Consider the following 26,493-nt stretch of genomic DNA (forward strand, 5'->3'; position numbering starts at 1 on the left):
CCCTCAATTATCCCATATGAGTAAAGGATTGAGATGCGCTGTCAGCCAGAGAGTCTTGTGATAACAGGCAATCTCATATCTTATCAATATGTTTGCGAATAAGGATTGAATAATGCTTGCTGAATATCAAAAACATGTCGAGGAGAGGCAGGCCGCGGGCTTGCCGCCGCTGCCCCTCACAGCAGGTCAGACCCGTGATCTGGTATGTCTGCTCGAACAGGAGGAGAAGACCGGTCTGCTTGTCGAACTCCTGGGTGAACGCGTGGAGCCCGGTGTGGGCAAAGCCGCAAAGGTGAAAGCTGAGTGGTTACTGAAGGTTGCCGAAGGCAGAGTGGAAGTCGAGGGGTTCACCCCTGATTCTGCCATAGGCCAGCTATCCCGTATGGGTGGCGGCTACAATGTCGAAGCCCTGATACGTTTACTGAGTGTCGAGGCGGTCGCAGGCACTGCAGCCGAGGGTCTCAAGAAGCTGATCAAGGTGTATGAGGCCTTTGACAGGGTAAAGGAACTGGCCGTGGACAATGAACATGCCAGAGGGGTGCTTGAGTCATGGGCAAAGGCGGAATGGTTTTATAACAGTCCGGAAATACCTGCGTCGGTGGAACTGACCATTTACAAGGTGGAAGGTGAGATCAACACCGATGATTTCTCTCCTGGCAACCAGGCCCAGTCCCGTGCTGACATACCTCTGCACGCCACACATTTTGGAACCAAACGTTTTCCCGGTGGCGTGGAGGCAATCCGTAATTTTCGTAAAGCCGGAAAATCTATCGGTTTTGCAGGTGATGTGGTGGGCACAGGTTCTTCCAGAAAATCTGCCATCAACTCACTGGTCTGGCATGTGGGCGAAGATATTCCGGGAGTGCCCAATAAGCGCTGTGGCGGCGTGGTTGTTGGCTCCATCATTGCACCGATTTTTTATGCGACCGCCAGAGATGCGGGAGTTTTGCCTATCCAGGCGGATGTGAGTTCTCTTGCCATCGGTGAGCAGGTCACATTGAACCTGAAAACCTGGACAATGACGCGTGAAAATGGTGAGTCAGTTGAACTGGTGCCACCTCCGGCGACTTTGCTTGATGAATATCGTGCCGGGGGGAGGCTGAACCTGATTATCGGTCGCAACCTGACCCGGGCAGCCTGTGATGCACTGGGGATTGAGTATCCTGAATTCAGGAAGGTGGATAACCCTAAGCCTGCAGCAGACCAGGGCTACACTCTGGCCCAGAAGATGGTCGGGCGTGCCTGTGGCTTAGAAGGTGTGTTGCCCGGTACAGTCTGTGAGCCGAAGATCACTACGGTTGGCTCCCAGGATACAACCGGGCCGATGACTATGCAGGAGATCGCTGAGCTGGCTTGTCTCCGTTTCAAAGCTGATCTCTTTATGCAGTCATTTTGCCATACAGCCGCATATCCCAAGGCTTCGGACCCGGTGCGTTGGCAGATTATGAAAGAAACCACCGAGAGTTGCGGCGGAGTTGTGTTGAAACCCGGAGATGGAGTCATCCATTCCTGGCTGAACAGAATGCTTGTGCCTGATACCGTTGGCACCGGTGGCGACTCCCATACCCGTTTTCCTCTGGGTATTTCCTTTCCGGCAGGTTCCGGTCTTGTTGCATTTGCCGGAGCGTTGGGTTTTATGCCACTGGAGATGCCGCAGTCGGTACTGGTCCGGTTTAAGGGGCAGCGACAGCCGGGAATCACCGTACGCGATATGGTTAACGCCATCCCGTACCAGGCGATTAAAAAGGGCTTGTTGACTGTGGACAAGAAAGGCAAAAAGAACATCTTCGCCGGCACTGTCCTGGAAATAGAGGGTATTGAAGATCTGAGCGTTGAAGAGGCATTCGAGTTGAGCGATGCTTCTGCAGAACGTAGCGCCGCGGCAGCTACCCTGAAATTACCCTTGGAAGCTGTGATAGAAAATGTACGCGGGAATGTCGCGCTGCTGAAATCAATGGTGGCAGATGGTTACTCTGATAAAGAGTGCATCGAAAGGCGCATCGCCACACTTGAAGGCTGGCTTGCTGACCCGTCTCTACTCGAAGCGGATGCGACTGCTGAGTATCTCACTGTGATCGAGATCGATCTCAATGAGTTGAAGGAACCTTTACTGGCTTGTCCAAATGATCCCGACGACGTACGACCACTGAGTGAAGTTGCGGGTACTGTTATAGATGAAGCGTTTATCGGCTCCTGCATGGTGCATATCGGTCATTTGCGAACCGCCTCCAGGCTGGTGGCAGGTAAGGAGTACTCGAAAGGGCAGCTCTGGGTTGCACCGCCAACCCGTATGGCCAGGGATACCCTGCTGGCAGAAGGCAGCCTGAGCAATTTTTCCCAGGTTGGCGCCAGGGTGGAAATACCTGGCTGCAGTCTCTGTATGGGCAACCAGGCCAGAGTGCGACCGGGTGTGACGGTAATGTCTACCTCCACCCGCAATTTCGACAACCGCCTTGGCGATAATACTAAGGTTTTCCTTGGCTCTACCGAACTGACTGTTTATGCGGCTCTCTATGGCCAGTTGCCAACGGCCGAAGAGTACATAGAGTTTGTTAAAGAATAAGTTTCGCAATACCTGGCCGGTGGTTAAGAGGGGTTCTTGACCACCGGCATTCTTTCTCCGCCATTTCGTGATGGTGGTGCCCGGTTGAATTCAAGTGTGATTATCTTGAATTATCAGTGTAGATCAGTTGTGAGTGTGGTGAGTTACGTCCTTTGCTCAGCCATTTCCAGCTATCGCCCGACACGTCTGTATTTCGAGATTGTATAAATAATGCTGATGAATCGTTTCAGCGAAATTTGATTGTGGTTTGCAGGTGAGTTGTTATGTTCATCCGGTATTTCTTAATAGAAGATGAATTGGCAGGCTGATGAAATCGTTGGTTGGAACGGGCTTTAAAAGTTATGTGCATGATGATGTGGCAGTGCTGCTTCAGGGTGTGGCTATTTTAGGGCAGATGATTGACAGTAACGGGAGCTTGCCCAAAAAAGAGGATTTTAATGAAGAACAACCCAGACAAGTACAGCATTGATAATACCGATTACACGGTGGGACAGGATAATATCCAGAAATGGGGATTTGACGTCCATAACCCTGTATTTGGTACAAGCGCCGGGCTGATCGGTCTGTTTCTTTTGGCGACCCTGCTATCGGATGCACATTCAGCCAAAGCCATGCTTGACGGCTTAAAATGGAATATCATTGGTGCTTTCGATTCACTTTTTATCTGGACTGGCAACATCATGGTGCTGTTTTGCCTGGCCCTGATCGTTTCGCCATACGGTAAGATTCGGTTGGGAGGCAAAGATGCAGTTGCGGAGCACTCGATGCTCAGCTGGCTGGCAATGCTTTTTGCAGCAGGTATGGGTATCGGGTTGATGTTCTGGAGTGTGGCGGAACCGGTGGCCTACTATACCGGTTGGTATGAAACCCCGCTGGGCGTTACTCCCAATACTCCGGAAGCAGCGCGAATGGCCATGGGCGCAACAATGTATCACTGGGGATTACATCCCTGGGCTATGTATGGTGTAGTAGCGCTTTCACTGGCATTTTTTGCGTACAACAAGGGGCTGCCGCTTTCTATCCGTTCCATATTTTATCCGATTCTTGGTGATCGTGCCTGGGGCTGGGCTGGTCACATTGTCGATATCCTCGCAGTTCTCGCAACGCTGTTTGGTCTGGCAACGTCATTGGGACTTGGCGCCCAGCAGGCAGCGAGCGGTATAAATCATGTTTTTGGTCTAAACGGCGGTGTCGGTCTTCAGATTGGCGTGATTGCAGGCGTTACGGCACTGGCTGTTCTTTCTGTTGTGCGCGGTATTGAGCGCGGCGTAAAGGTGCTCAGTAATATCAACATGGTTGTGGCTTTTGCCCTGCTCATTTTTGTTGGTTTTCTCGGTATTGCCGTTGCAATGGGTACTATTCCCACAACCATCGGTGCCTACGTCGAGAACTTTATTCCGCTTTCCAATCCCCACGGACGTGAGGATGAGGCATGGTTCCAGGGTTGGACTGTGTTTTATTGGGCATGGTGGATTTCGTGGTCCCCTTTTGTTGGTATGTTTATCGCCAGGGTTTCCAAAGGTCGTACCATCAGGCAGTTTATCACTGCGGTACTGATCGTTCCCACCCTGGTTACCGTGGTCTGGATGTCCGTGTTTGGCGGCCTTGCTATTGATCAGGTAACCAAGAAAGTTGGTGTGTTGGGAGAGAAAGGGCTGACTGAAGTGCCGCTGGCGATGTTTCAGATGTTTGAGGCGCTTCCCTTTGCAACTGTGCTCTCTGTGATCGCGGTCATATTGGTCCTGGTATTTTTCATCACCTCTTCAGATTCCGGCTCGTTGGTCATTGATTCAATTACTGCGGGTGGAAAGCTGGACGCTCCGGTTCCCCAGCGTGTGTTCTGGGCGACCATCGAGGGTGCGATTGCCGCAGCCCTGCTTTACATCGGTGGCACTGAGGCGATCCAGGCCCTGCAGGCCGGAGCAATTTCCACCGCTCTGCCGTTTACTGTGGTCCTTCTGGCAATGTGTGTGAGTTTGTTGCTGGGCTTGAGGACTGAGAAACAGTAGGACGTAACAGCAGGATGGACGTTGGAAGTTGGACGTTGGACGTGAACTGCAGGTGTAACAGTAGGATGGACGTTGGAAGTTGGACGTTGGACGTGAACTGCGGGTGTAATAGCAGGGTGGACGTTGGAAGTTGGATGTTGGACGTGAACTGCGGGTGTAACAGCAGGATGGACGTTGGAAGTTGGATGTTGGACGTGAACTGCGGGTGTAACAGCAGGGTTGAAGTTGGAAGTTTGAAGTTGGACGTGAACTGCAGGTAGGTGGAAGGCCGATGCTCTTGGATCGGCCTTTTGCTTTATGGCTTAAATGCTTATAAAAAAAGGGAAAAGTACATTTTTTTGGTCGATTTTTATTGACAGGAAATCTGCACTCAATCATCTTTATACGTCCCACGTCCCACGTCCCACGTCCCACGTCCCACGTCCCACGTCCCACGTCCCACGTCCCACGTCCCACGTCCCACGTCCCACGTCCCACGTCCCACGTTAGTTCACACCCACAACTCCCCCAACCTCGTCTCCGGCGAATAATGATAGGCTATCTGTGCCTGAAAAAGCTCGGCGGTCGCCATGGCGTCACTCAGGGCATGGTGCATCTGGTAGGGGGGCAGACCGTAGCGGTTGCGGCTCTCAGCCAGGCGGATTGAGAGTGGATGTCGGCCTCGCAGGCGATTGAGAATGCCGCCATTTTCCCTTTCCTGGATTTTTGCCTCAATCTCCATGGTGTCGATTATAGGAAAACGGATTCCCTCGCCGATTCTGGCTTTAAGCGCGTTATCGAAAAATTCGCGTTCAATACGGTGAAAGTGGGCAATGGTTATCTTACCTGCCATCGCCTCCAGCACATCATCGAGTATGCGTTTAAGATCCGGGGCTTCGTCTATATCCGAGTGGGTTATCCCATGGATAACAACCGATTCTTCCCCCAGTGGTTTACGTGGTTGAACCAACCAATATCCCGCATTGCGGCAGAAGATGCGCCTGAGAGTAAACGGGATCAGCCCAATGCTGACGATATCGTGTTTTTTGGGATTGAGGCCTGTTGTTTCGAAGTCGAGGGCAACAAAGGTGACCTGGCTAAGAGGGATATCAGGATCGATTATGCTGAGCTGGTAAAAAGCGCGAAGGCGATCATCTCGTGCAATATCGAGACGATTGCTGATGATTTTAGACCAGCTGAGTTGAGAACGTTGAGATTTTCGAAGAGGAAACATCATTTGTCCAGGGATCAGGCGAATTGATTGGCCTGGTAGCGGTATTTCAGGAAATTCTGGGCATTGCTCAGTATCTGAAAGGCTTCTTTGAGGTGGCGCCGCTCAAATTCAGACATATTCTCCGGTTCTACGTTGTTATCCGGCTCGACGTTTTCTTCTACATCTTTAGCCTGGTGCCTGATACGAACCAGAGAGATAAACTCCATGGCATCACGCAGGTCGGGTCCTCGTCCCTGGGGAAGAATGCCGGCTTCAATGATATCGTCTAAGCGTTCAAAAGAGTTCTGGGAGCGGGAACCGACAGCAAGGGCATGCACCCTGATGATATCGGCAAGCGGAGCGGTACCTCTTCTTTTAAGATTGAGGGAATTGCGGTGACGTCCGTCCTTTTCCATGACAAAGTTTTTGAAAAAGCCCAGTGGCGGCGTGCGGTTCAGAGCATTTCTGGCGAGACAGGCGAGGAAGCGGATGTTACGACGTGCCCTGCGGTTGATAAAACTGTTGAGTTGTTCGGCCCATTTGATCCGGCCATGAACTCCATCAAGGTCGAAAAAAATACAGCTGTTGAGGAGCGCCCGTGGTTTGGGGTTGTCGATCCAGTCAGCAAAGCATTCCTCCCATTCTCTCCTGGTTTTACGCCATTCAGGATTAGTTGCCATAATGCCACCTTCACAATTGGCGTATCCACATGCATCAAGCCCGTCACAGATGAATTTGCTGAAGTTGGCAAAGTATTCGTCATGTTCGGCAGCATCGTAGCTTTCATCAAGGATCAAGGCATTATCCTGATCTGTTACAATCAGTTGTTCGTCCCGTGCCATGGAACCCAGGGTGATGAAGCAGTAGGGAACCGGTGGGGGACCATATTGTTCTTCTGCGAGTTCAGCCAGTCTCTGAATGAAACTGCGTCCGATAACAGACATGGCACTGCCGATCATATGTGAGTTGGCATCTTCGTTGACCATGCGTACAAAACAGTCGCGAACATCGTTGCCGAGTGTGATTAACTCCTCGCAGGTGGACTGCTGAAAAATACTGCTTACCAGCAGTAGGCTGTTTTGCGATTCGTAGCGCACGATATCAGCCATCTCAAGTATACCTACTGGATATTTCTTTTTCAATACAGGAAGATGTGCGACATTATTCCTGAGCATCAAGAGCATTGCCTCATAAACGTAGGCATTGTTATCAAGTGAGATCAGCTCCGTGGACATCACCTCGCTGACAGGGATATCAAAGGAGAGGCCATTGGCCAGCACCTTGGTGCAGAGATCGCGGTCGGTGAGAATACCGACAAAGTGGGCCTGATCCTCATCGTCTTCTGTAGCTGCGGCAGATTCAGGATCAGTAATCAGCACTGCGGTAACATTCTCCTCAGTCATGGTCCGGGCGGCTGTCTGGATGGTCTCATCCTTGGTGAGCATCAAAGGTTCACGGTAGAGGAGGGATTTGACTTTGGAGGTTGTGAGGTCATTGGCATCCACCCGGGTGGAGAGTGCCTGGTGGAGGCGGGCTGTATCTTCTGTTTCAACAAAATCCGAAAAACCTTCGTCCAGCTGGCAAAGTTCATTGAAAACATCTTCCGGCAGGCAGTAAATGAGGGAGTCCTCGATCGCTTTGGCGGGAAAACGAACTTTATTGTTCATTAATAAGCCCATCTGGCCGAAAATGTCTCCGTCATCGAGCCGGTTGTAGAGTGCGCCGTTTCGTCGGTATACCTCCACCGCGCCACTGCGAATGATATGCAGATCGTATATCGGATCGCCATAGCTGTGAATCATTGCCCCAGAGCGAAAATAAGATATTTCGATGCCTTGTGAGGCTTTGGTCAGCAGCTCATCCGAAAGTGTTTTGAAGGGTCGGTGTAGGGATAGAAAATCCCGTATTTCTCGTAATTCTGCCTGCATATTGGATTCGGGTGCGAAATGGGCTGAAGGGAACCTGTAAAGACAACAAACAATAAAAATACTCTATGCACTAAAAGGAGGAAAGAGTACCAGAATAAAGGTCTTGTTGTACAGCAAATTGGCTCAGCCCTTAGGGTATCAGGCGATGTTGCGCTATACCCCGTATCGGCAGGTCGCTGCGTAACTCGAAATTTCTGGGTATTATACTGGCTGCTGAACCATACTCGGTGCAGCTGAGCTTGCTGATAATGCCAGTGGGAAGCTCTAAATAAAGGTCGTTGTGGCCTCTATCCACTTTGAGCAACATGGTTTTGATAACACTGCTATCCTGATCGAAAAATTGAAATTGAACCTGTCCTTTCTGTTGGGTCTCGATCCCGACTTTGGCTATCTGAACTTCCTGGGGACCAACTCGGTTTGCATGGGAGAAAAGGATCTCATAAAAACGCTGTCTGTTCCTGAAGTGAACCCTGAAATCTTCACCGCTTCTGCGTGTCACTACGTTGTTGCCATTTTCGTAAAACTTACCTCTCATGTAACTTTTCTGAAACTCAGCAGGATTCTCTGGTGGCGGCCTGAGCAGGTACATGTTCAACAATCCCTGAACAACTATATCGGGCTGTTCAAATTTGAAAATATAAGCTGGGAAATTAATAATTGTTCGATAGTTCAAGACACGCTTCGCGTTGCCGCTGAAATAGAGAACGCACATTTCAAGAAAAGAATCACCCAGTATCAGGATTGAATCTATCGGTGCGTTCGGGTTTTGAACAAGTCGTATCTGCATGGTATCCCCATCATCCGCTTTCAAGGTATATTTTTGGGGGTAAACATCCTTGATACCATCCCTGGGAATATGCTTTGCATCGTCATATGAACCGCCCTTTTTGGGTTTCATGACTACGTAATGCTCATTTTTGTGGAGCTGAACGGGAAGCCCAAGCAGGTCCATGAATTTTCTGTGGGCCCATCCTTTTCTCACCGATAGTTCAAAATCAGAGAGGTCGGGGGAGGTAAGTTCGTGGTGGGGCAGCATGTCTCTCAGTTCACCGATGATGGTCTGGTAGGCAATGAATGCGCCATAGTAGTTCCAGTGCCAGTCTGTTTTGTAATAGAGCAGCGGATATTTTCTTTCCCGTTTGGCCTCAAGGAGAGGTGGCAGGGTATCTATAAAGTGAATATCGGCGTATTCCTGCAAATATGCTGAGAGTTGCATATACCTGTTACGCTTGCTGTCAGTCATCTGTAACGGAGTGGGCAGGTACTCCTGATACACCAGGGCTTTCGATGGGGCAAGGACAAAGGCGTAGTCAACTCCTCTTTCCTTCAACCAGTATTTACGCTCTTCAAGAATACGCTTCCATTGGCGCAGATCAGCCTCTGTAAAAGGTATTTGGCCCATATAATCAGCAATATTGTCGAAATGCTCCCGGATGTTTCGTTCAACCTTCCTTTCTGCTGATCCTTCGAAGTAAAAACCGTTTTTGCCGAGAGCGATCATGTCATTTGGCGAGACACCAAGGCCATAAATTTTCACATAGGAGTTGAGGTGAATAAGCAGGTTGTTCAACTGTGAATCATTAGAGATGTAGTCTTTATATCTGTCAGGAAATTCTTTGAGAACAGTGCCGACAGTAGTTGGGAGATCTTTGTTGCAGGAATAGAAGATCGCTTTTGTAATGTCGAAAGCACCTTTCTGGAGATGGGAAGTTTGTGATATCAGTGGGAAGAAGAGTACCGAGAAGAAGAGCAGAGATACAAAAAATCTGCCGTAACTTTGTGGAGCATAAGGTTTACCATGTTGCTGGTCGAACAGGGATTTTAGCCTGAATGCAACGATAGTCGAGACAACGAGAATAATCCCTACCCTGGTAACAATTGACTGCCAGTCTGAGTCAGCAAAATCGGACCTGAGTTTCGAGTGGATACCGATCAGGCAGAAGGCCGTGATCAGCAGGGCAAGGCCGATTACTCGTTTCAATACTTCGGGTGATGATCTGGTGTGCTTTTTCATAATTCACCTGGTCAGAACCTGAAATAGAGAAAGGGGTTATAATCGCCTCCGATGATGGAAGCGATGGCGTAAAGAAAGGTGCAGCTTAGAAAGCCGGCAGTGCAGACAGAGGAGATCGAGCGGATGATGGTTTTGCCGGTCTGCGGCTCGTTTTCCAGCTGAGTCAGCATGTGCCGGAGTTTTGAGATAACCGGTGTCGAGGCGACAATAGCGATAGTCAGCGCCAGATAAAACTCATTGTTGAGAAACATGTACAGTTGCGAGTCGAAATACGCAGGAGTTGTAAAGGTGATCATTGCCAGCAGAAAGTTTCCTGCATGGGGCAGGGACTCTGCCCTGAAAAGCACCCAGCCGCAAAGAACGACCGTCAGCACGTAAAGATGTTGCAGAGGCCGGGGTAACCTCCCCAGCACCAGTGAGATGAAAAAATTTCTCTCTAATACTAAAAACACCCCGTGGTAAAGCCCCCAGGCGATAAAAGTCCAGCTGGCTCCATGCCAGAGACCGCAGAGAAGAAAAACGATGACGAGATTGCGATATGTTGTCAGTGCCCCTCTTTTACTGCCCCCCAGGGGAATATAAAGATAATCCCTGAACCAGGTGGAAAGTGAAATATGCCAACGTTGCCAGAATTCGCGAATGGAGACTGCGGAATATGGCAGATTGAAATTTTCCGCAAAGCGAAAGCCAAACATCAGGCCAAGACCTATGGCCATATCTGAGTATCCTGAAAAATCAAAATATATTTGTAGCATATAACTGACAGCTCCGAGCCAGGCAAGATCTGCAGAAAGTGCATCGGCAGGAAGGGAAAATATATGATCCGCAGTACGGCCAAGTACATTGGCGAGCAACACTTTTTTGGCAAGCCCTATGATGAACCTCTGGATGCCGTTAACGAGGTGGTCGAGTTTGATAGCGCGGTTTGCGATTTGGCCGGCGATGTCTTTGTACCGAATGATGGGGCCGGCAATAAGCTGTGGAAAGAGTGAAATATAAAGCGCAATTTGAATGAGGTTTTTCTGGGGCTTCGCTTCAAGCCGATAGACGTCGACCAGATACGATATAGCTTGAAATGTGAAAAAAGAGATGCCGATCGGCAAGTGTACTTCTTCCAGCTCAATGGGTGCCAACTGAAATTTCAGCAGGAGCGGATTGAGGTTGGCGATGAAGAAATTGGCATATTTGAACAGACCAAGCAGGCCGAGATTTGCACCTACACCAAAAAAGAGCGGTAACCTGCCTGAATTGCCATTATTCCTGAATACGCCGATAAGTAGGCCAAAAAGCCAGTTGACCACAATCGAGCCGAGCATGAGGAACACAAAAATATGCTCGCCCCAGGCATAGAAAAATAAACTTGATACAAGTAGGGTTATATTGCGCAGGCGGGGGCCTGCTACCATATAGACGGCAAGCACAACAGGCAGAAAAATGAAGAGGAATATCGATGTGCTAAAGACCATGTCTTCAGTAATTTATTCTCTTATTTTATAGGCGATTGCGCCGTTTTCCCGAGCAGGTAAGATGGGAAGTGAATCTAGAGCCTAACATTTTGAAGATGTTGGCACAAGTCCTTTCTGTTAAAGAGAATACTCCTGTGTAGCAGAGCTGAAAAGAGTGACGGCGTACTCCGGTTTGAGCGAATTATTACAATAATACGTTCAAATGCGCTGATACTATTTGGCAGTATAACGAAAACGTTGTCCTGGGAGCTGGCAGTGTTGGAGTTCGGTAGGTATTGGCTGTGTAAGTGTGGTCGTTTTTTCAGAAATTGAAGGTGAATTGCAGATCTTAAAGATTCAGATTTGCTTTCACGGAGTTCATGACCGTTTCCACAGAAAGATCTTCCAGGGAGTCTGCCTCCAGCCAATTGAATAGTGTGTGTTGAATGCCGGTTTGGGCGGGCGGGACATGGTCGCTGAAGAGGGCCAGACCCGAATGGCGCTAGTTTAAGCCTTTTTTTCATATCTGCTCCGATGCTGTATTTCGACCATTTCACTTCTAGGTTTGTTGAGTAACTGATAAGGTTTTGGTCTTCGCTTAAGACACCGCGGATCGCTTCGTCCAGGCCTGTCGAAAACTTTGCAACGAGCCACGACAAAGGATAAATCTGAGAGCATGTTTTGTCTTTCATTTGTGCTCAACCTAGAGGACCCCAACCGTGGTTCCCAACTTCTAATAGCCTGTAGACTTCCTTTGAAACTGATAGACCGGATATCAATGTCTACCAGCTGTGTCGCTTGTAACATTATGCGCCGGATGCAGTTGTACGCTATGAAGTACATTAAAATTTCTTTCTTTATCATTTCAGGCGATTGGCACCGGAGGATATCAAATCCCATCGTTGTCTTGATATCACGAAAGAAAAGTTCGACATCCCAACGCTTAAGGTATAACGCTGCAATTTCGTCTTTCAGGTACTGATCTTGATCGATTAGCGTGGTAACAATATGAAATTCTTTTGTTCTAAACCCTGATTGAGTCACCTTTACTTTGATTTGTCTCATAACGAGTTTGTCGGGAAGGTCCTCCCAGGTTTTCCGCGAATACGACACCATTTCCCTGTATACTGGTTTTTTCCATTCAATCAGTAGATCATCAGGAGCGAATTCTTTAATGCAGTTTTTCCTACCGACTGGTTTTCTACGAGCAAGTGTTATCACACTATCAACACAGCGTTTTTTCAGCTCGGCTAAATCGAAGTAACTACAAAAACCTTTATCACCAAGAAAGATATCACCAGCCTCAAAGGTGGACCACTGCTTACGGAACAATGGAAGTTCGTTACTCTTTTTATTACCGATGGCATAGCTGAGCATTGTTCCGGTTTGCAATGAAAAGTATGCGCATATTCGTGCTGAGGGGAAGCCGCATCCTGGTTTCTGGTTCGATGACTGTGGCCAAAGCTCTTGATTTTCTGCTGTATCCGCCATTGTAACACCTGTCCCATCAACAACAATTACCTGGCGATCATTTAATGAATGAGATGCACGTCGTGCTCCGGACCATTTAGCAGTATGTTGAAACACCTCAACAAGCAGATTTTCATCTAATTTCTTACGTGCACAGCAATATGAAGCGGTAGATGATGATGGAAGCCGAAGGCCGTGGTTAGATGCATATGATTGCAACTTTTTTACAGCTTCTCTACATCCACCGTCTGCATCAAGGACTTGGCCTAAGAAGGACCAAAAAGTGTTTTCCTTGGTAAACAAACGTCGTCTGCTCATCTTTCCCGAAGGATCCTGTTTGAGCAATTTCGTGGGAATGAATTGCCCAAAAATCTCTCCTATCTGTTTAAAAGAGTTCTGTCTGAGGGAAGTGATTTTTCGAGCAAATTTTTGTTGTTGGCTATGAGGTTTTCTACCTCGTTTGGGAAGGTGAAAACCGGGCAACATTGGCATGATTTGGTGTTGGTTTCGCATAGCAAATTATACCAATTTTTGCCAATATATTCAGTTGCTTTTCACCTATAAAACACGCTTAAACTAGCGCCATTCGGGCCAGACCCCGTTTTCTGAGATGGGCACCAATGTGGGTTGGTCCAGTGTCGTTGCCGATAATATATGCCGCTTGCTGCAAGACACCGGCGAGTTTGAAATAGTCGAGAAATTTGTCTTGATAGAGGAGCATATCACCTGGGATCGATTGGCAAAGCTCAACCTCATCGGGACCAGGGGCTGTGACAACGCGCAAGCCCAGGGCGATGAGGTGATCGGCCAGTTCTGCATAATGGGGCCATCTTTTTTGTGGGTGGCCCGCCGAGCAGCCAGGAATAAGTACCACGTATTCCTGATTCTTGAGGTTGTAGCTGCTGAGTATGCCGTCAACTTCATCGACCATCCAGTCTACGTTACTCTGCAACGCATACGCAGTTTGAACGCCGGCATTTCGCAGGGACAGGGCGAGGGTGTCCATAGCCGCGGCACCAGGAATTCGTTCAGTGTGGTATTGGCAGCCTTTGGCTTTGCCGACCCAGGGGACTGATCGTCCCCAGACCCAGGTGTAGTAAAAACTGGTGCGGCCAGCCCGTTGCAGATCATAGACGAAATCGTAGTTGTATTTTCTAAGCCTGTTTCGCAGGGTGATCATTTGGTCAAGCCGGTACCGTGGCTCTCGCGGATCGATGATAACGTCATTCACCCATGGGCAGCGGCTGAACATTTTCTGGTATGGCAGGGTGGTCATTACAGAAATTTTCGCATCAGTATGGTGCAGGCGTATATCATGTATCGCACCCTCAGCCATAACTATATCGCCCAGGGACCCGAGTTTGATAATAAGGATGTTGCCAGGTTTGTTGCCGGACTGCTGAGAACTACTCATCTCTGCTATAATCCTCGTAGGATTTTTCTTCGATAATTTCAGAGCCGAGTAGCATGTTGATTTTGTATTTTAAACCAGCTCTTTTGTCGTTGGTCTTGTAGACAGCTCTGGCAAGTTCGATGAATTGCAAACCAAAGTCTGCGTTCTTTTCACAGATGCGAATATCGTCCTCAATTTCCCAGAGCTTTTGGTTAACCTGTTTCAATTCCCGCTCATACTGCAGAAGTTGATCCGATTCCTCCGCTTTGGCTCGACATTGCTCCAGTAGTGTTAGCTCATGGTCTATATTGATCAGTTTGCTCTGGTCTGTGATCTTTTCCATCTTGATTCTCAGAATGGACATTTTGTCTGAAAGTTCTCCCCAGCTCACCGGAATTTGTAGAGTCATGAATATATCTCCCTGGAGCATCTGGCCCACATATGAAAAAGATACAGATAGTGGATAGGGTATATTGGAAATGCTAAGAAGTTAAGCTATAGGAGGGGGAAAACAACGGCTGTTGTGGTGGGGCTGGCAGGCCGAAGGCCTGAATGATCAGATTTTCTGAATGAATTGGATATATTGCAGGTCATCCGGGTCGGTTGGTGTTTTTTTGAGGATGACAGACCGGCAGAGCTTTATGCGGCAAAAAAAAGAAAGCCTTCAGCAATTGAGACATTGCTGAAGGCTTTTTAACTGTAACCGGACAGGCCATGTGTTGCTGGTGGCCTGTTGGCACGTGTTGTGGAGCTTAGATACCGGTGATAATTCCCTGTACGCGCCTGTTCAGGGCACGACCTGTCTCGGTGTCGTTGGAAGCAACAGGGGCACTGAATCCAAAGCCGCTCAGGGTGATGCGGGCAGGGTCAATTCCCTCATCACGTATCAGGTAGTCACGAACTGCGGCAGCACGCTTGTGGGAAAGCTTCATGTTGTAATCGCGGGAACCGACATTGTCGGTATGACCCTCGAGAACGATGCGGGTATCAGGGTTATTTCGCAGGAACTCGCCAGCTTCCTGCAATGAGTCACGGAACTCTCGCCTGATTGTGGCTTTATCGAAATCAAACAGTGTGTTGTCCCAGACGTATCCCCTGATTGCATCTTCACCGAACGGATTGTCCATTTCGGTGCTTTCACTTGATTCAACTTCCACCACATCAAAAAGGGCATTGGTCATCCACTCCGGGTTTCCGAGCAGGTTTTCAAACGGCACTTTGTACGAGCACTCAGATGCGGAAGCGAGCGCGTCGATTGTTGCAATTTCATCTGCGTTGGCGCCGGTATCCATGACCACGAAACAGGCGTCATGGCTGGAGGTTATTTTTCTGGCCAGAGCTTTCGGGCTGGCCAGGGTCCCTTTTGAGGTGTATTGGCCATCGGTGAATAGGAAGATTACTGTCTTACCGGTCAGCGTCGCCAGAATTTTGTCCAGTTCCATAAGTCCTGGCTGCAGCATGGTTGATCCTGCAGGTTCAAGTGGCATCTTGATCAGGCGCCAGCTGAACATTTTTTTGTCATACTGTTGCATCGGGTAATGTTCAACCAGATTAGTCAACTGTGTATCCGGGGTGAACGAGTAGATGCCAGCCTGCCAGTCCATGTCCGGGAGAGTGGCATTTTTTTCCAGGAGAATCTTACGTTCGGCCTGAATCTTGGTCATGATGGTGTCGGCGTACTTTTCCGCCATTGAGCCGGATCTATCGTAAAGAACAATAAAGTTATCCGCCTTTCTTACCAGATACACCTGCTTACCACCTGTGGTCCATCTGACCGTATTGGCGTTTGCGCTTGCACAAAAGACAGTGAGCAGGATGATTCCCAGTAGGGCGAGTGTAAATTTTTGATTACGCATGCTATTCTCCTAGATGGCGTGCTGTTTTACACGGGTGTCATATATGTACAAGCCCCCCTGATTACCCCGTGAAGCTCAGAAAGATTTGACCCGTTCAACACCCTTCCATGGAGGTGCTTCTACTCAACCAGAAGGAGTGGTCAGGGTCTGACTTACTGTAAATACTGGGTAATTTTACAGGAAAAGATAGAGTTGGCAAACGCAATAAGTAAAAAAAGAGGATTTTTTCCACAAGTTTCATCACCAGTTGGCGCGAGTTGCTGATAATTACTCGTGATTTCAGGTAGTGGGAGCGAATCAATTAGGGGGAGATAGTCACCTGTTTTTAATTTTTAAAAATATTGAAAACAATAGCTTAAGTATGTTTTACGCTGCTGCGGAACGTTGTTGCCAGACCTGCTCTAATGCAGACAGTCCCTGCATGCTTTTGACCGGTAGCATGTCTGTTTTTTTTTTACACCAGCTTAGCTTCGGTCATGAATCTCTTCACTTTCTGCATTGAGACAATACTTGAAGTTATAGGCACGTATGAAAGCAGATCCTTGCAGGGGTTGTTTAAGGAGTGGTATAGCATGGAGGTGAAGTGCACCCAAAGTGTGATCAGGGCCATTTTGCCCGAAGATAACGATTCGAAGAATCTGGGATTTTGAAAAAATCCCAGATTCTGGAGCGGAAGGGTGTCAATATAGGAGTTGAGATGGGACAACCTGTCAAGTTTGGGGCAACACGTTTTTAAAGGTTGTCTACGAAGTTGTCGGCGCACCCCTGCTATCAGAACGAGTAACGGAGCCGAGATCCTTTAGCTTTTGGTCAGGTGACTGTTGCCGGAAGCACCATTTTTTTCGTCCGCTATAGTTTCAAGCTGTTATACCAAGGCAGCGGGAAATTTCCTGTAATGCGATTGTTTCATTTTCTGTAACCCTGGTTCCCCCAAAGCCAAGAAAACCACCTTCTTTTGCTGCATTGGCTGTTTTTACGCTGAGATCGTATAACCAGTTTTTTATTTCCTCGCATTCTTCTGGGGTTGCCTTCAGATTCAGGAGCCGGGTAGCGTCGTCCAGGGAGTCTGTTATCTTTTTTTTCATTGCGGCGATATCTTTTTGCTCAAACTTGATCTGGGCCTGCTTGATCGTCTCCGTTTGTTGCAAGTCAACAAGAAGCGATGATAAGAGTTCGCTGTTGTTGTCCTTGGCCTTTTTCAGGATACCGGAGGAAAGGGCAAATGCTTCTTTCATGCTGCCGATCACAAAGCTTGGGTCGGCAATTATGATGTACATACCTGCTGCAAAGGGAGCCTGCAGTAATTGCGCCCACTCTTGATCTGAGAACATGCTTTTTGTTGTCATATGCGTACCTCAAGAAGTCAATTAGCTGGGGCGGCCAGTAGTCTGTCGGACTGAGCCCTTTCGGGTGGAATCTGGCCATGCTCGCGTGCTTGATCTGAGGCAAAATGGCTCGCCTCCGGCAGACTCCTGGTCGCAGATCAGGCGACTGAATCATCTGGTCCGGCGGTTATCAGGACACAAGAGGTATGCGTATTTTCTGGCCAACATAAATTTTATCCGGGTCTTTGATCACTTCCCGATTTGCCTCAAAAATCTGCATATATTTTGAGGCGTCGCCATAGTGCTTTTTGGCAATGCCGGAAAGCGTATCGCCGGAAACAATCTCGTAATATTCAACCTTAACTGCGGGATCTGGTCCTTTGACCTCTTCATAATGAACCTCGCTCACACCCTCGACATTGCCAGCCATCAACACTGCTTTTTCAAGGGCTTCCTGGGAAGAGGGGGTACCCTTTAGCGTGACAACTCCATTATCAAATCCTACCTCCAGATTACTGATACCCGGATTGTCCTCTTCGATGTGTGATGATATTTTAGCCGGTGCTTCCTCAGGTTTGGAAAAGAGTTTGCTTCCAATGTTTTTTGCAAAAGATAACAGTCCCATAGCTCCTCCTTTGCCGCATTTTCTGAAGTTATGTTTTGCGGGCTAATCATTTTAGTTTGTTGACACCGCTACATCCCAAGTGAATTTTCAATATGGGCTGTAACCTGTTGTCCTAAACCCAATCCTGCTGCCAACTGCTGCATGTATCGCTCTTCGGCCGGTGTATCCACTTCAATGGCAAGAAGGGATGCCGCATATATCTGTGCTGCCATTTGAGGTTGACCATCAGCGGAAGCGACAACCTCAGTAATATTCATCGGTTTTCGAGCCTCTTGCACAAAGAGCTCCCTTTCCTCTTCGGTTAAGCCGTCCTGGGCGAGTTTGCCGAGGATTCTCTGAATTTCAGCCTCATCAATCTCGCCATCGGCCTTGGCTGCGTTAATCATGGCCTTGACAATAATCTCCGCTTCCTGCTCAAGGGCGGACTGTTCCCCGGTGGTTTGAGCTTCCAGTAAGGCACGGGGAGTCTCTTGCGGAGATTGTCCGGATTTTTGCAGAGCTGACATGGCAAGAGATGCCAGCATCGCCAGCCCACCTCCTCCTACCGCGCCCTTGGCAGAACTTTTCCCTCCCCCAAGCAGTGCCCCGGCCAGGGCGCCCAAACCGCCAAGAGCTGCCTTGTTGTTGGCAAGACTGCTGAGTATGTCACCCAGCCCACCGCCTCCTCCAGTCTGTGGATACTGTCTGGTCTGGGTGCCACCGAGCATCTGGTTTAGGCCATTCATGATATCGTTCAGGGATCCTCCTGATGTTCCTGCACCTAATCCGTTTGACATGCGGGAACCGCTTGATGTTGACATTCCTTGTTGTAGCATTGATCCAAGGATATCCATAAAACCAGCCATGTCTGCCTCCCTTGTGTGCGGGTAGCACCTTGTCTGTCTGAATTACGCTTTATTCGAAGCCAATCCCGGCAAGCATAATCAGTATCCATCACAGCTTATCTGCTGTTTGCTCTCGTATCTTTCAGATCTCTCTGCGTTGCTGGTTTGGTCATAGTGCAATGTTGTCAGTGATGCATTTAGGCTCAATATCTCTGTCGAAAGTGAAGTTATGGAAAAGCTCTTCTTGTGACCGACGCTGTTACCGCTTGAGGCAGATCCGGTAACGTCTATACTGATTGCTGTTGGCACGGTTCCCTTGACTGGAATTGCCATACGTCATGCAATATGTTGATATTCTGCTGTATCACAGGAAATTGACTTCATGGTCAGGAGACACCTGCCTATGCAGAATGTATTAGAAAAGAAAGGGCGTTCAGCCCGCTGCGAAAAAAATATTTATTAACTGGCCGGGTGTCAATCTGGCAAAAAAAGATTGGTTTGGCAGCACTGAACAGGGGTAAGATAAGTGATAGGCCTAAGGGGTTCAGACTATGTCAATTTATGCAGCAACAGAATAGAGAAGAAAAAAACTGGCGACCAGGGGCTTGTGTTTTCTGTTTTCCGGTGGGAGTGGACCGGCATTGTTGATGTGATGCAGTGTTGATGTTTTTCCTTGTCTGGCAGGAAAGGAGGAAGCAGGTAGGCTTGTTCAATTCACAGTTGGGGGAGAAGAGATGAAGAAATGTCCAACCAGAGGTGCTGAGGGCTCAAGGTCCATGGCAAGGATAGTGTGTTGGGGAACACTGTTGGCTTTACTCATTGCCATGGAAACCGCTTCTGCTGCAGGACCTATCAGCAGCGAATCAATTCAGGATGCCTTAAAAGGTGACTGGGGCCAGGTCACGTTCGACCTGCGGTATCGTTTTGAGCATGTTGAACAGGATGGCATCCAGTCAACAAGTGGCGATCCAATTCGCCTGCGTCTCGGCTATCTTACGCCGGTGTGGTACAGTTTACAGGCCTTCGCCGAGTTTGAAGGCAATACCCCGGTATTTGAGGATGATTACAATGACACGACCAACGGTAAAACTGAGTACGCTGTAATCGCCGATCCGTCTGAGGGAGAACTCAACCAGGGCTGGCTCGCCCTCACGGCCATACCTGACACGGTTATCAAGGGGGGACGCCAGAGAATAAACCTCGATAACCAGCGTTTCATTGGCGCCGTCGGCTGGAGGCAGATGGAGCAGACCTTTGATGCGGTCAATCTGCTCAGCACTTCGCTCGAAAATTTTTCGGCCAATGCCAGTTTTGTTTGGAATGTCCGTACAATTGCCAGCAAAGACGTGAATATGTTGTCGCCCCTCCTGAACCTGGCCTATGTATTTGAAGATATTGGAACCCTCACCGGGTACGGGTACTTGCTGGACTACGATGATCCCGATGACTCAGGCCCATTTGAATACGCCTTTTCCACCCAGACTTACGGCCTGCGTTTCAACGGCAGCAGAGCGGTGAGGGAAGAGTCACTGGCTCTGCTCTATACAGCCGAATATGCCTATCAGAGCGATTACCAGGACAATCCGGAAGACTACTCTGCCGACTATTTCCACTTCATCGGTGGCCTGTCTGCTCCAAACAGCGATTCGTTCCTGACCAATATCAGCGGCAAGATCGGCTATGAACTCCTGGGCTCCGACAGTGGCGTTTCCCTCAAGACTCCCCTAGGCACCAATCACGGCTTCAACGGCTGGGCGGACCAGTTCCTGACTGTGCCGCCGGAAGGCCTGCAGGATTTTTATGGCATGCTGGGAGCGACCATCGCCGGCATCAAGGTCGATCTGATCTACCACGATTTCGAGTCCGATGCCGGCAGCAGTGACTACGGGAGCGAATTTGATGCGATGCTGACCAAGAAATTCGGTAAGAACTATACCTTGCTGGCTAAATATGCAAACTATGATGCCGATGAGTTCAAAGCCGATGTCGAGAAATTCTGGATTCAGTTCACCGTGGCCTACTAAAGAACGGGTGCACTCCGATTGCTGCTTGAACAGGATGAATCCGGCCAGCTTGATAGATTCAGATGCGTTCTCCTTCGGCAGAGGTGGCGTCGGGATTGTCTCCGTCACCTCTGCCGGGATCAGGTGGGTTATGATTCTGTCAATTCAATGCTGCCTGGTGCAAAGATTTCCTCAATTTGTAGATTTCTGCTGCACAGCCCTTGTTCATGGGAGTAACGAAAGAGGGTTTCAAGAGGTTTGCGATTGGGCGTGATCCCATAAGAATAAAAATTATCCCCCATCAGCTTTTTTGTCTCCTCGAACTCCTGACCAATCCAGGGCAGGGAGTCCATCAAGGGCGCAAGTTTGGCAAGGTAGTCATAGGCGACGTGCTTGGCCTGTGAATAGGCAGCAAACACAGCCCTGATAATCTCCGGGTTGCTTTCCACCAGAGTCCTCTTAATTGCCACAGCGTGCATGATAGGAAAAATGCCGGTCTTGGCGAAGTACCTTTGCTCCACCGACCTGTAGTCTGGGAAAAGGCGACGGATGTTCGGGTGGCCCTGACGGTAGGCCCGTGGCTCGGCGGCGTGAAAGCAGGCATCAACCTCCCCGGATTCGAGCAGATCCGACTCATCCCTGCCTTCCGGTCCCATGCTGATGGCAACGCCCTCGGGAAGGATATTTTCCTGTCTGGAGATCTTTCCCGCTTCCTTGGCTGAAGAGTCTTTTCCGGAAATGACCCACTCTATTTCATCGGGGGCTACCCCATATTCATCCTTGAAGATCCCCCTGATCCAAGTCAGGGAGGTGGAGGAATAGCCTGCGGTGGCGACTCTCTTGCCCCGTAGATCCTGTGGTTTTGCTATCCCGCGGTCGTTGCGGATGAATACACTCTTGTGTCTGAATGTCCTCAGTGGAAAGACAGGCAGCAGAGCGTACTGCCGGAAACCCTCATTGGCAAATGCCAGCATGTATGGATGCAGGCCAATTTCGGTAACGTCAAGTGTCTGGGGCCCGCTGAATACGTGGGTATTGAGGTCGCCAATCCCCGATTCTTCAAATTGAACATTATATCCGGCAATCTCTATACTGCCATCGACCAGCGCTGCTGTCCTGTCGAATTTGTAGCCGCCTATAAGCAGGCGAGTCTCGCCGTCCCCCTTTTTCGTGCCACCAAATGATGGCGATGGCTTACCGCCAAGAAGAGCCAGCGCTGTGGCCGTGCCCGCGGTGATCACTGTCGCCTTCAGTAAGCGTCGGCGGGAGAGATCGAGACTACAGGTTGAATTTCCTCTGTTATGTTTCATTCTCTTTTCCACTGTGCAGAGGTGGGGGCGATGGGCACCAGTTGAGAATGGACGTGCTACCTGTACCTCTATCGGGGCAGCACCCCTCCGTACTTCAGCAAAACATCATAGCCGTCCGCCGACCGGCTGGCTTGGCTACTGCCAGCAGATCTATCCTCTCTCATGAAGTAGCTGGGAGAGGATAGGTCTGCGCGCAATTGTGACTGCTTCCAGGATGACTCCGTTGGAGAACAGCTGGGGTTACAGATCACTCGTCGAGAAGGGCAGGGGCTGTCCGCTGACCTCTTCAGGATCGAAGGGAAGCTTTTCAACATCAACCGGTATGGTATAGATCTGCCTGGTTTCGGGGCGTTCATTTTCTATACCTGTCAAGGCCGGACCAGGGGTTGCATCTGGCCGGTTGGGGTATTTCTCTATCCATAACTCATGGCGCTGGCGCTGACGGTTGAACATGCTCTTGACATGGAACTGCTCGATCATCTCCCCTGTTCGCTCTCTCGGGTCGGTATATAGATCATAAAACTCGTTCTTTGACAGGCCTGGAGTGGCATTTTTCCAGTCTCGTTTGAAGCGGCCTTTGACCCCGGCCGCCAGATTGGGACCCTGGTAGATCATAACGTAATCGCGTCGGCTAAAGCCGTCGCCGTTGAGAAACAGAGAAGTCTGATCGACACCGTCGATGACCCGTTCCGTGGGGATGAACTCCATCGCTCCGCCTATCCGGGCAAAGGTGGTGAACAGGTCCGAGACATGCAGGATATCGCCAACGATCTGCTGCGGCTCTATTGTCCCGGGCCAGGTGGCAAGGCAGGGAACCCTGACACCTCCCTCGGTAAAATCGCCTTTACCGCCCGAATAGAGGGTTTCCACCATACCGCGCGGACCGTAATGAATGAACGGACCGTTATCGGCCATGACCATGACCAGGGTGTTTTCAGCGATACCTTTTTCTTCCAGATGCTTATAGAGTTTTCCAACGAATGCATCGATTTTTACCAACCCCTCAGCGAGACCGTTCTTGTTGGCGGTTTTCTTGACCGGATCTCTCGGGTCCGGGATAAAGGAGAGCAGTATCGGCTGATAGGCAATGAAGAACGGCTTGTTGGCGGCAACACTCTTATCAATAAAGGCCAGGGTTCTCTTCTGTGCCTCTGTCTCGATATCCCAGTAATTGGTCACTTTAGGAGGGGGACCCCATTCATTGGTCTTGCCACCCTTGGTACCTTCCAGAGTCCATACCGAGCCACGGGGCTGCCAGGAGTTATCAATGTCATACTTATCTGTTGCGTACATTTCCGGGTAAAGCCCGGTAATGACATTGGCCGATTCAGCTTCTTTCACCCACATGCTCGGAACCTGGTTGTACGGCGTGAAAAAGGCCTCGTCGTATCCCTGGTTATGAGCATAGCTGAATTCGGTGTCGCCAAGGTGCCATTTTCCGTAAAAGGCGGTCGCGTAACCGGCCTGGCCCAATACTTCGGCAATTGTGACTTCTTCAGCATCCATTCCCGAGTATTCTACGGGAAAGGAGACCGTGTGCATACCGCTACGAACGGCGTAGCGGCCAGTCTGGAAGGCGGCGCGGGTGGGAGTACAGGCCGGTTCTGTGTACATGCGCATGAAATTGATACCCTCTTCGGCCATCCTGTTCATGTTTGGTGTCTCAAAGCCACGTACTGCCTGTATTTCCGGGATGCCAACTTCTCCCAGGGCGGTGTCGTCCCACATGATGTGGATGATGTTGGGGGGGGTTCCAAATTTTTTCCTGAGTTCCGCAAGCCGTTCATCGAGTTCGGTATCTTCTGTGGCCCACTTCTCACCGTGCTGGGCCTCAAGGATATAATGCTCAGCGTCGTGGATAATTCCTTCCGGCGGGGTGGCCGCAAAACCACTGCCGGCAAGTAAAAGCACCACAGCCATAAGGCAGGGGGCGAATGCTCGATCCAGTTTACGCATGGTCTTCTCCTCCAGGATGGGTTGGGCGAAATTGCCCGTAAGTGAATGCTGATTCATCAATTGAAAGGTGCGAAGTACTTCCGCCTCTGCTCTTGCCAGCAGTGAGCTAGAGGACATGATATTCATAACGATAACCTCGCTTCGTTAGGAGGCAACTTGCGAGCCTGAAGAAATCTGCTGGCATGATTTAGGTTCGCATGTTTGTCAGGTGTTCAAGCTGCTCTTATCAATTCCCGGAGTTCTGCAAACCAGCTCCCCTCCCTTTGCCGTTCTTTTTGGATTTTGGGATACCTCTTCTTTTCAGTGAAGTTAAAGCATTAGCGTTTCTGCACTCTTCGTCCGAATAATTGGAGTTGAAATAGGGTTTATCCGGGGGTTAGGATTAGGTATCTCTTTTCTCCCTACAGCAAGCGATGCAAACCACGTCGCTGGAGTTCCTGCACCCGAGAAGATTCTGATCAGCCATCTACAAATAGAGGGGAAAAATCATGAATGTAACACCGATGCAATATCTGGATAAGGCTATGAGTACCGTCCGCGATATGGGGCTGTTGCCCGAAGAACCGTCAACCAGGGACGACCCAATGGTGGCACTGCTCAACCAGATAGCCACCATCGACGAGGAAAGGGTTATCGCCATTACACGGACATTGAGCCAGGCTTCTGTTTTCAATGAAATTGTCAGAGAGCAGGTGCAGGCCATGGAAATAGGCGATCGTTACGAAGAAATAACTGAATCGTTTAACTCCATCAGAGACGATGCCAAAAACATGGTGGACCAACTGGCAGACGGTAAGGTTTCAACCTTTGAACGCGTCAACAATATCTGGATGAAGGCGACCAGGGGCGATATCGCCACGCGATTTGACAAGATCAAGGATGTGTACCTGAGCGTATCGGAATCAACCAATGAGCAGATACAGCGCGAACACCTCATACTCAATGCCTATCAGGATTTTCGGGTGGCAGTCAAGCAGAGCGAGATAATGGCGCTGGAGATACTCAATAAGGCGGAAGGGTTGCTGCAGGCGGCTAAAGAGGAGGTTGACAAAGCCATGGGTGCGGTTGTCGCCTATGATGGAGGGGATGCCGCAGAGCAGGCCAGATTGGAAATGACCAGGGATGAGAAGATGAGGAGCCTGCAGGATGTGGACAAACGGTATCAACTCGCCAAGGACCTCTCCGATAACCTGACAGTAAGCTACAACACCTCGGAGGTGATCATGGCCAGACTGCACCAGACCAACCATGCCAAGGAGCGGCTCTACTCCCAGGCAGTAACCTTCTTTAGTACCAATGAAACCGTTCTTACGGCCCTTACTGCAAGCTTTACCGGCATGTTCGGTCTGAGCGAGAGTACGCGCACGGTTGAGGCGATGAAGGAGGGGGTAAGCCAATCTCTTGAGGTGCTTGCTGATGTGGGAGGCGAGATTCAGGAGGCTGCAATCAAGACAGGCTATGGGCCGACCATCCGGGCGGATGCAGTGAAGAAACTCGTTGACTCTGTGGTGAATTTCCAGGTGAAGAGCCAGTCTATCATTGAAGAGATGCGCAAGAAAAGTACGGAAAATGCGAACGAGATACGAGAGGCTGTGGAGGATGGTAAGCGCAGAATGGCACAGCTTGCCGAGGAGGGCAAGGGGCTGGTCGTTCCTGCAGCTGCGCCATGAGTGAGCAGCAGACTGTATCTGAACCCCTTGACGAGGTGATGCTGGCAATGGACGTTGTCGACACCCTTCGTTACCGCTCTCGTCTCATCGAGCGGGAGCTGAATGCTGATGTTCGTGATGAGGAACTGAAGCAGAGACTTCGAAAGATCTATAAGGCCCAGGGAATTGAAGTCTCGGACGAGGCCCTCGATGAGGGAGTCAAGGCCCTTCGCGATGACCGATTCAGCTATCAGCCTCCGACAAAGAGTTTCCAGACCAAGCTGGCAACACTATACGTAAACCGGCACAGGTGGGGAAAAGCTGTTCTTGGTGCCCTTACTGTGGTGGGCGTGATACTGGCTTGTTACTACTATCTGGTCGTCGCTCCTGGTATGGGACTGCCAACCAAGCTGGATTCCGTCTATAAAGACATCAAACAGTCGGCAAAAGTTGACGAGAAGGAGGGGCGGAGGAAGGCTGAGGAACTGTACCAGAGCGCGAAAACCGCCCTGGAAGCAGGGGACAAGCAGCGAGCCGAACAACTGGTTGAGTCCATGGACGTGATGAACAGCCGCCTCCAGAGCATCTATACCCTACAGATAGTGAATAAACCGGGCGAGAAAACGGGGGTATGGCGCGTGCCGGATGCGAACACGTCGGCCCTTAATTACTACATCCTGGTCGAAGCCATCGGGCCAGACGGTTCGCCGGTGCCGGTGGCGGTGCAGAGTGAGGAAACCGGTCGAACCGAGACGGTGACGACCTGGGGGGTGAGGGTTGATAAGGAGGTGTTTGATTATGTTGCCCGGGATAAGCTGGACGATGGCATTATCCAGGACAACGTGTTCGGCGTCAAACGGCGCGGCTATCTTGAACCTGAGTACAGGATGAAGACGACAGGTGCAGCCATAACTTCATGGTAGGGAAACCC

At 49.8% G+C, this 26,493-nt stretch carries 19 protein-coding genes; 6 read left to right on the forward strand and 13 right to left on the reverse strand.

The window, feature by feature from the left end; translation table 11 throughout:
• Nucleotides 1-112: 112 nt before the first annotated feature.
• From FCL45_RS08025 to FCL45_RS08035, 3 genes are all read left to right on the forward strand, one after another.
• A complete protein-coding gene (locus FCL45_RS08025; protein ID WP_136797234.1) occupies nt 113-2,563 on the forward strand; it encodes a bifunctional aconitate hydratase 2/2-methylisocitrate dehydratase in 2,451 nt (816 codons plus the stop codon).
• Nucleotides 2,564-2,870: 307 nt separating this feature from the next.
• The gene (locus FCL45_RS08030; RefSeq protein ID WP_153305547.1) at nt 2,871-3,032 is read left to right on the forward strand and encodes a hypothetical protein; all 162 of its coding nucleotides are present in this window, start codon (nt 2,871-2,873) and stop codon (nt 3,030-3,032) included.
• Entirely contained in the window at nt 3,001-4,572 is a 1,572-nt protein-coding gene (locus FCL45_RS08035) for a BCCT family transporter (RefSeq protein ID WP_136797232.1), read from the forward strand. The genes FCL45_RS08030 and FCL45_RS08035 overlap by 32 nt, the downstream gene beginning before the upstream one ends.
• Nucleotides 4,573-5,062: 490 nt before the next feature.
• Here FCL45_RS08035 and FCL45_RS08040 read toward each other — a convergent pair whose 3' ends face one another.
• The 11 genes from FCL45_RS08040 to FCL45_RS08090 form a co-directional block, all read right to left on the reverse strand.
• Nucleotides 5,063-5,788: a 3'-5' exonuclease gene (locus FCL45_RS08040; RefSeq protein WP_136799977.1), complete on the reverse strand. Its 726-nt coding sequence runs from the start codon at nt 5,786-5,788 to the stop codon at nt 5,063-5,065.
• A gap of 11 nt (nt 5,789-5,799) precedes the next feature.
• Nucleotides 5,800-7,692: a DUF294 nucleotidyltransferase-like domain-containing protein gene (locus FCL45_RS08045; protein ID WP_136799976.1), complete on the reverse strand. Its 1,893-nt coding sequence runs from the start codon at nt 7,690-7,692 to the stop codon at nt 5,800-5,802.
• A gap of 130 nt (nt 7,693-7,822) precedes the next feature.
• Nucleotides 7,823-9,706 (reverse strand): alginate O-acetyltransferase AlgX-related protein, encoded by a 1,884-nt coding sequence (locus FCL45_RS08050; RefSeq protein WP_136799975.1) that lies wholly within the window; start codon nt 9,704-9,706, stop codon nt 7,823-7,825.
• Between the two features lie 11 nt (nt 9,707-9,717).
• Nucleotides 9,718-11,172 carry an MBOAT family O-acyltransferase gene (locus tag FCL45_RS08055; RefSeq protein WP_136799974.1) on the reverse strand — a complete coding sequence of 485 codons (1,455 nt, stop codon included), beginning with the start codon at nt 11,170-11,172 and terminating at the stop codon, nt 9,718-9,720.
• A 486-nt stretch (nt 11,173-11,658) separates the two neighbouring features.
• Nucleotides 11,659-13,113 carry an IS4 family transposase gene (locus FCL45_RS08060; protein WP_217907577.1) on the reverse strand — a complete coding sequence of 485 codons (1,455 nt, stop codon included), beginning with the start codon at nt 13,111-13,113 and terminating at the stop codon, nt 11,659-11,661.
• Between the two features lie 79 nt (nt 13,114-13,192).
• Entirely contained in the window at nt 13,193-14,035 is an 843-nt protein-coding gene (locus tag FCL45_RS08065; RefSeq protein ID WP_136799869.1) for a glycosyltransferase family 9 protein, read from the reverse strand.
• Entirely contained in the window at nt 14,028-14,423 is a 396-nt protein-coding gene (locus FCL45_RS08070) for a DUF6165 family protein (protein ID WP_136799870.1), read from the reverse strand. The genes FCL45_RS08065 and FCL45_RS08070 overlap by 8 nt, the downstream gene beginning before the upstream one ends.
• Nucleotides 14,424-14,766: 343 nt before the next feature.
• The gene (locus tag FCL45_RS08075) at nt 14,767-15,870 is read right to left on the reverse strand and encodes an OmpA family protein (protein WP_136799871.1); all 1,104 of its coding nucleotides are present in this window, start codon (nt 15,868-15,870) and stop codon (nt 14,767-14,769) included.
• 857 nt (nt 15,871-16,727) lie between these two features.
• Nucleotides 16,728-17,216 carry a hypothetical protein gene (locus FCL45_RS08080; RefSeq protein ID WP_136799872.1) on the reverse strand — a complete coding sequence of 163 codons (489 nt, stop codon included), beginning with the start codon at nt 17,214-17,216 and terminating at the stop codon, nt 16,728-16,730.
• Nucleotides 17,217-17,385: 169 nt separating this feature from the next.
• Nucleotides 17,386-17,820: a peptidoglycan-binding protein LysM gene (gene lysM / locus FCL45_RS08085; RefSeq protein ID WP_136799873.1), complete on the reverse strand. Its 435-nt coding sequence runs from the start codon at nt 17,818-17,820 to the stop codon at nt 17,386-17,388.
• A 68-nt stretch (nt 17,821-17,888) separates the two neighbouring features.
• A complete protein-coding gene (locus FCL45_RS08090; protein WP_217907694.1) occupies nt 17,889-18,596 on the reverse strand; it encodes a tellurite resistance TerB family protein in 708 nt (235 codons plus the stop codon).
• A gap of 782 nt (nt 18,597-19,378) precedes the next feature.
• Between FCL45_RS08090 and FCL45_RS08095 the strand changes: the two genes are divergently transcribed.
• The gene (locus FCL45_RS08095; protein WP_136799874.1) at nt 19,379-20,668 is read left to right on the forward strand and encodes an alginate export family protein; all 1,290 of its coding nucleotides are present in this window, start codon (nt 19,379-19,381) and stop codon (nt 20,666-20,668) included.
• A gap of 128 nt (nt 20,669-20,796) precedes the next feature.
• On the opposite strand, the gene FCL45_RS08100 is transcribed toward FCL45_RS08095, so the two are convergent.
• On the reverse strand, nt 20,797-21,957 hold the full coding sequence (locus FCL45_RS08100; protein ID WP_136799875.1) for an ABC transporter substrate-binding protein: 1,161 nt from the start codon (nt 21,955-21,957) through the stop codon (nt 20,797-20,799).
• 240 nt (nt 21,958-22,197) lie between these two features.
• Nucleotides 22,198-24,039 (reverse strand): sulfatase-like hydrolase/transferase, encoded by a 1,842-nt coding sequence (locus FCL45_RS08105; RefSeq protein WP_136799876.1) that lies wholly within the window; start codon nt 24,037-24,039, stop codon nt 22,198-22,200.
• 362 nt (nt 24,040-24,401) lie between these two features.
• On the opposite strand from FCL45_RS08105, the gene FCL45_RS08110 reads away from it, so the two are divergent.
• The gene (locus FCL45_RS08110) at nt 24,402-25,583 is read left to right on the forward strand and encodes a cell surface protein (protein WP_136799877.1); all 1,182 of its coding nucleotides are present in this window, start codon (nt 24,402-24,404) and stop codon (nt 25,581-25,583) included.
• Nucleotides 25,580-26,485: a DUF6384 family protein gene (locus FCL45_RS08115; protein WP_136799878.1), complete on the forward strand. Its 906-nt coding sequence runs from the start codon at nt 25,580-25,582 to the stop codon at nt 26,483-26,485. The genes FCL45_RS08110 and FCL45_RS08115 overlap by 4 nt, the downstream gene beginning before the upstream one ends.
• Nucleotides 26,486-26,493: the final 8 nt, after the last annotated feature.

It is taken from the genome of Desulfosediminicola ganghwensis, assembly GCF_005116675.2.
GTDB classification, from domain to species: Bacteria; Desulfobacterota; Desulfobulbia; order Desulfobulbales; family Desulfocapsaceae; genus Desulfopila; species Desulfopila ganghwensis.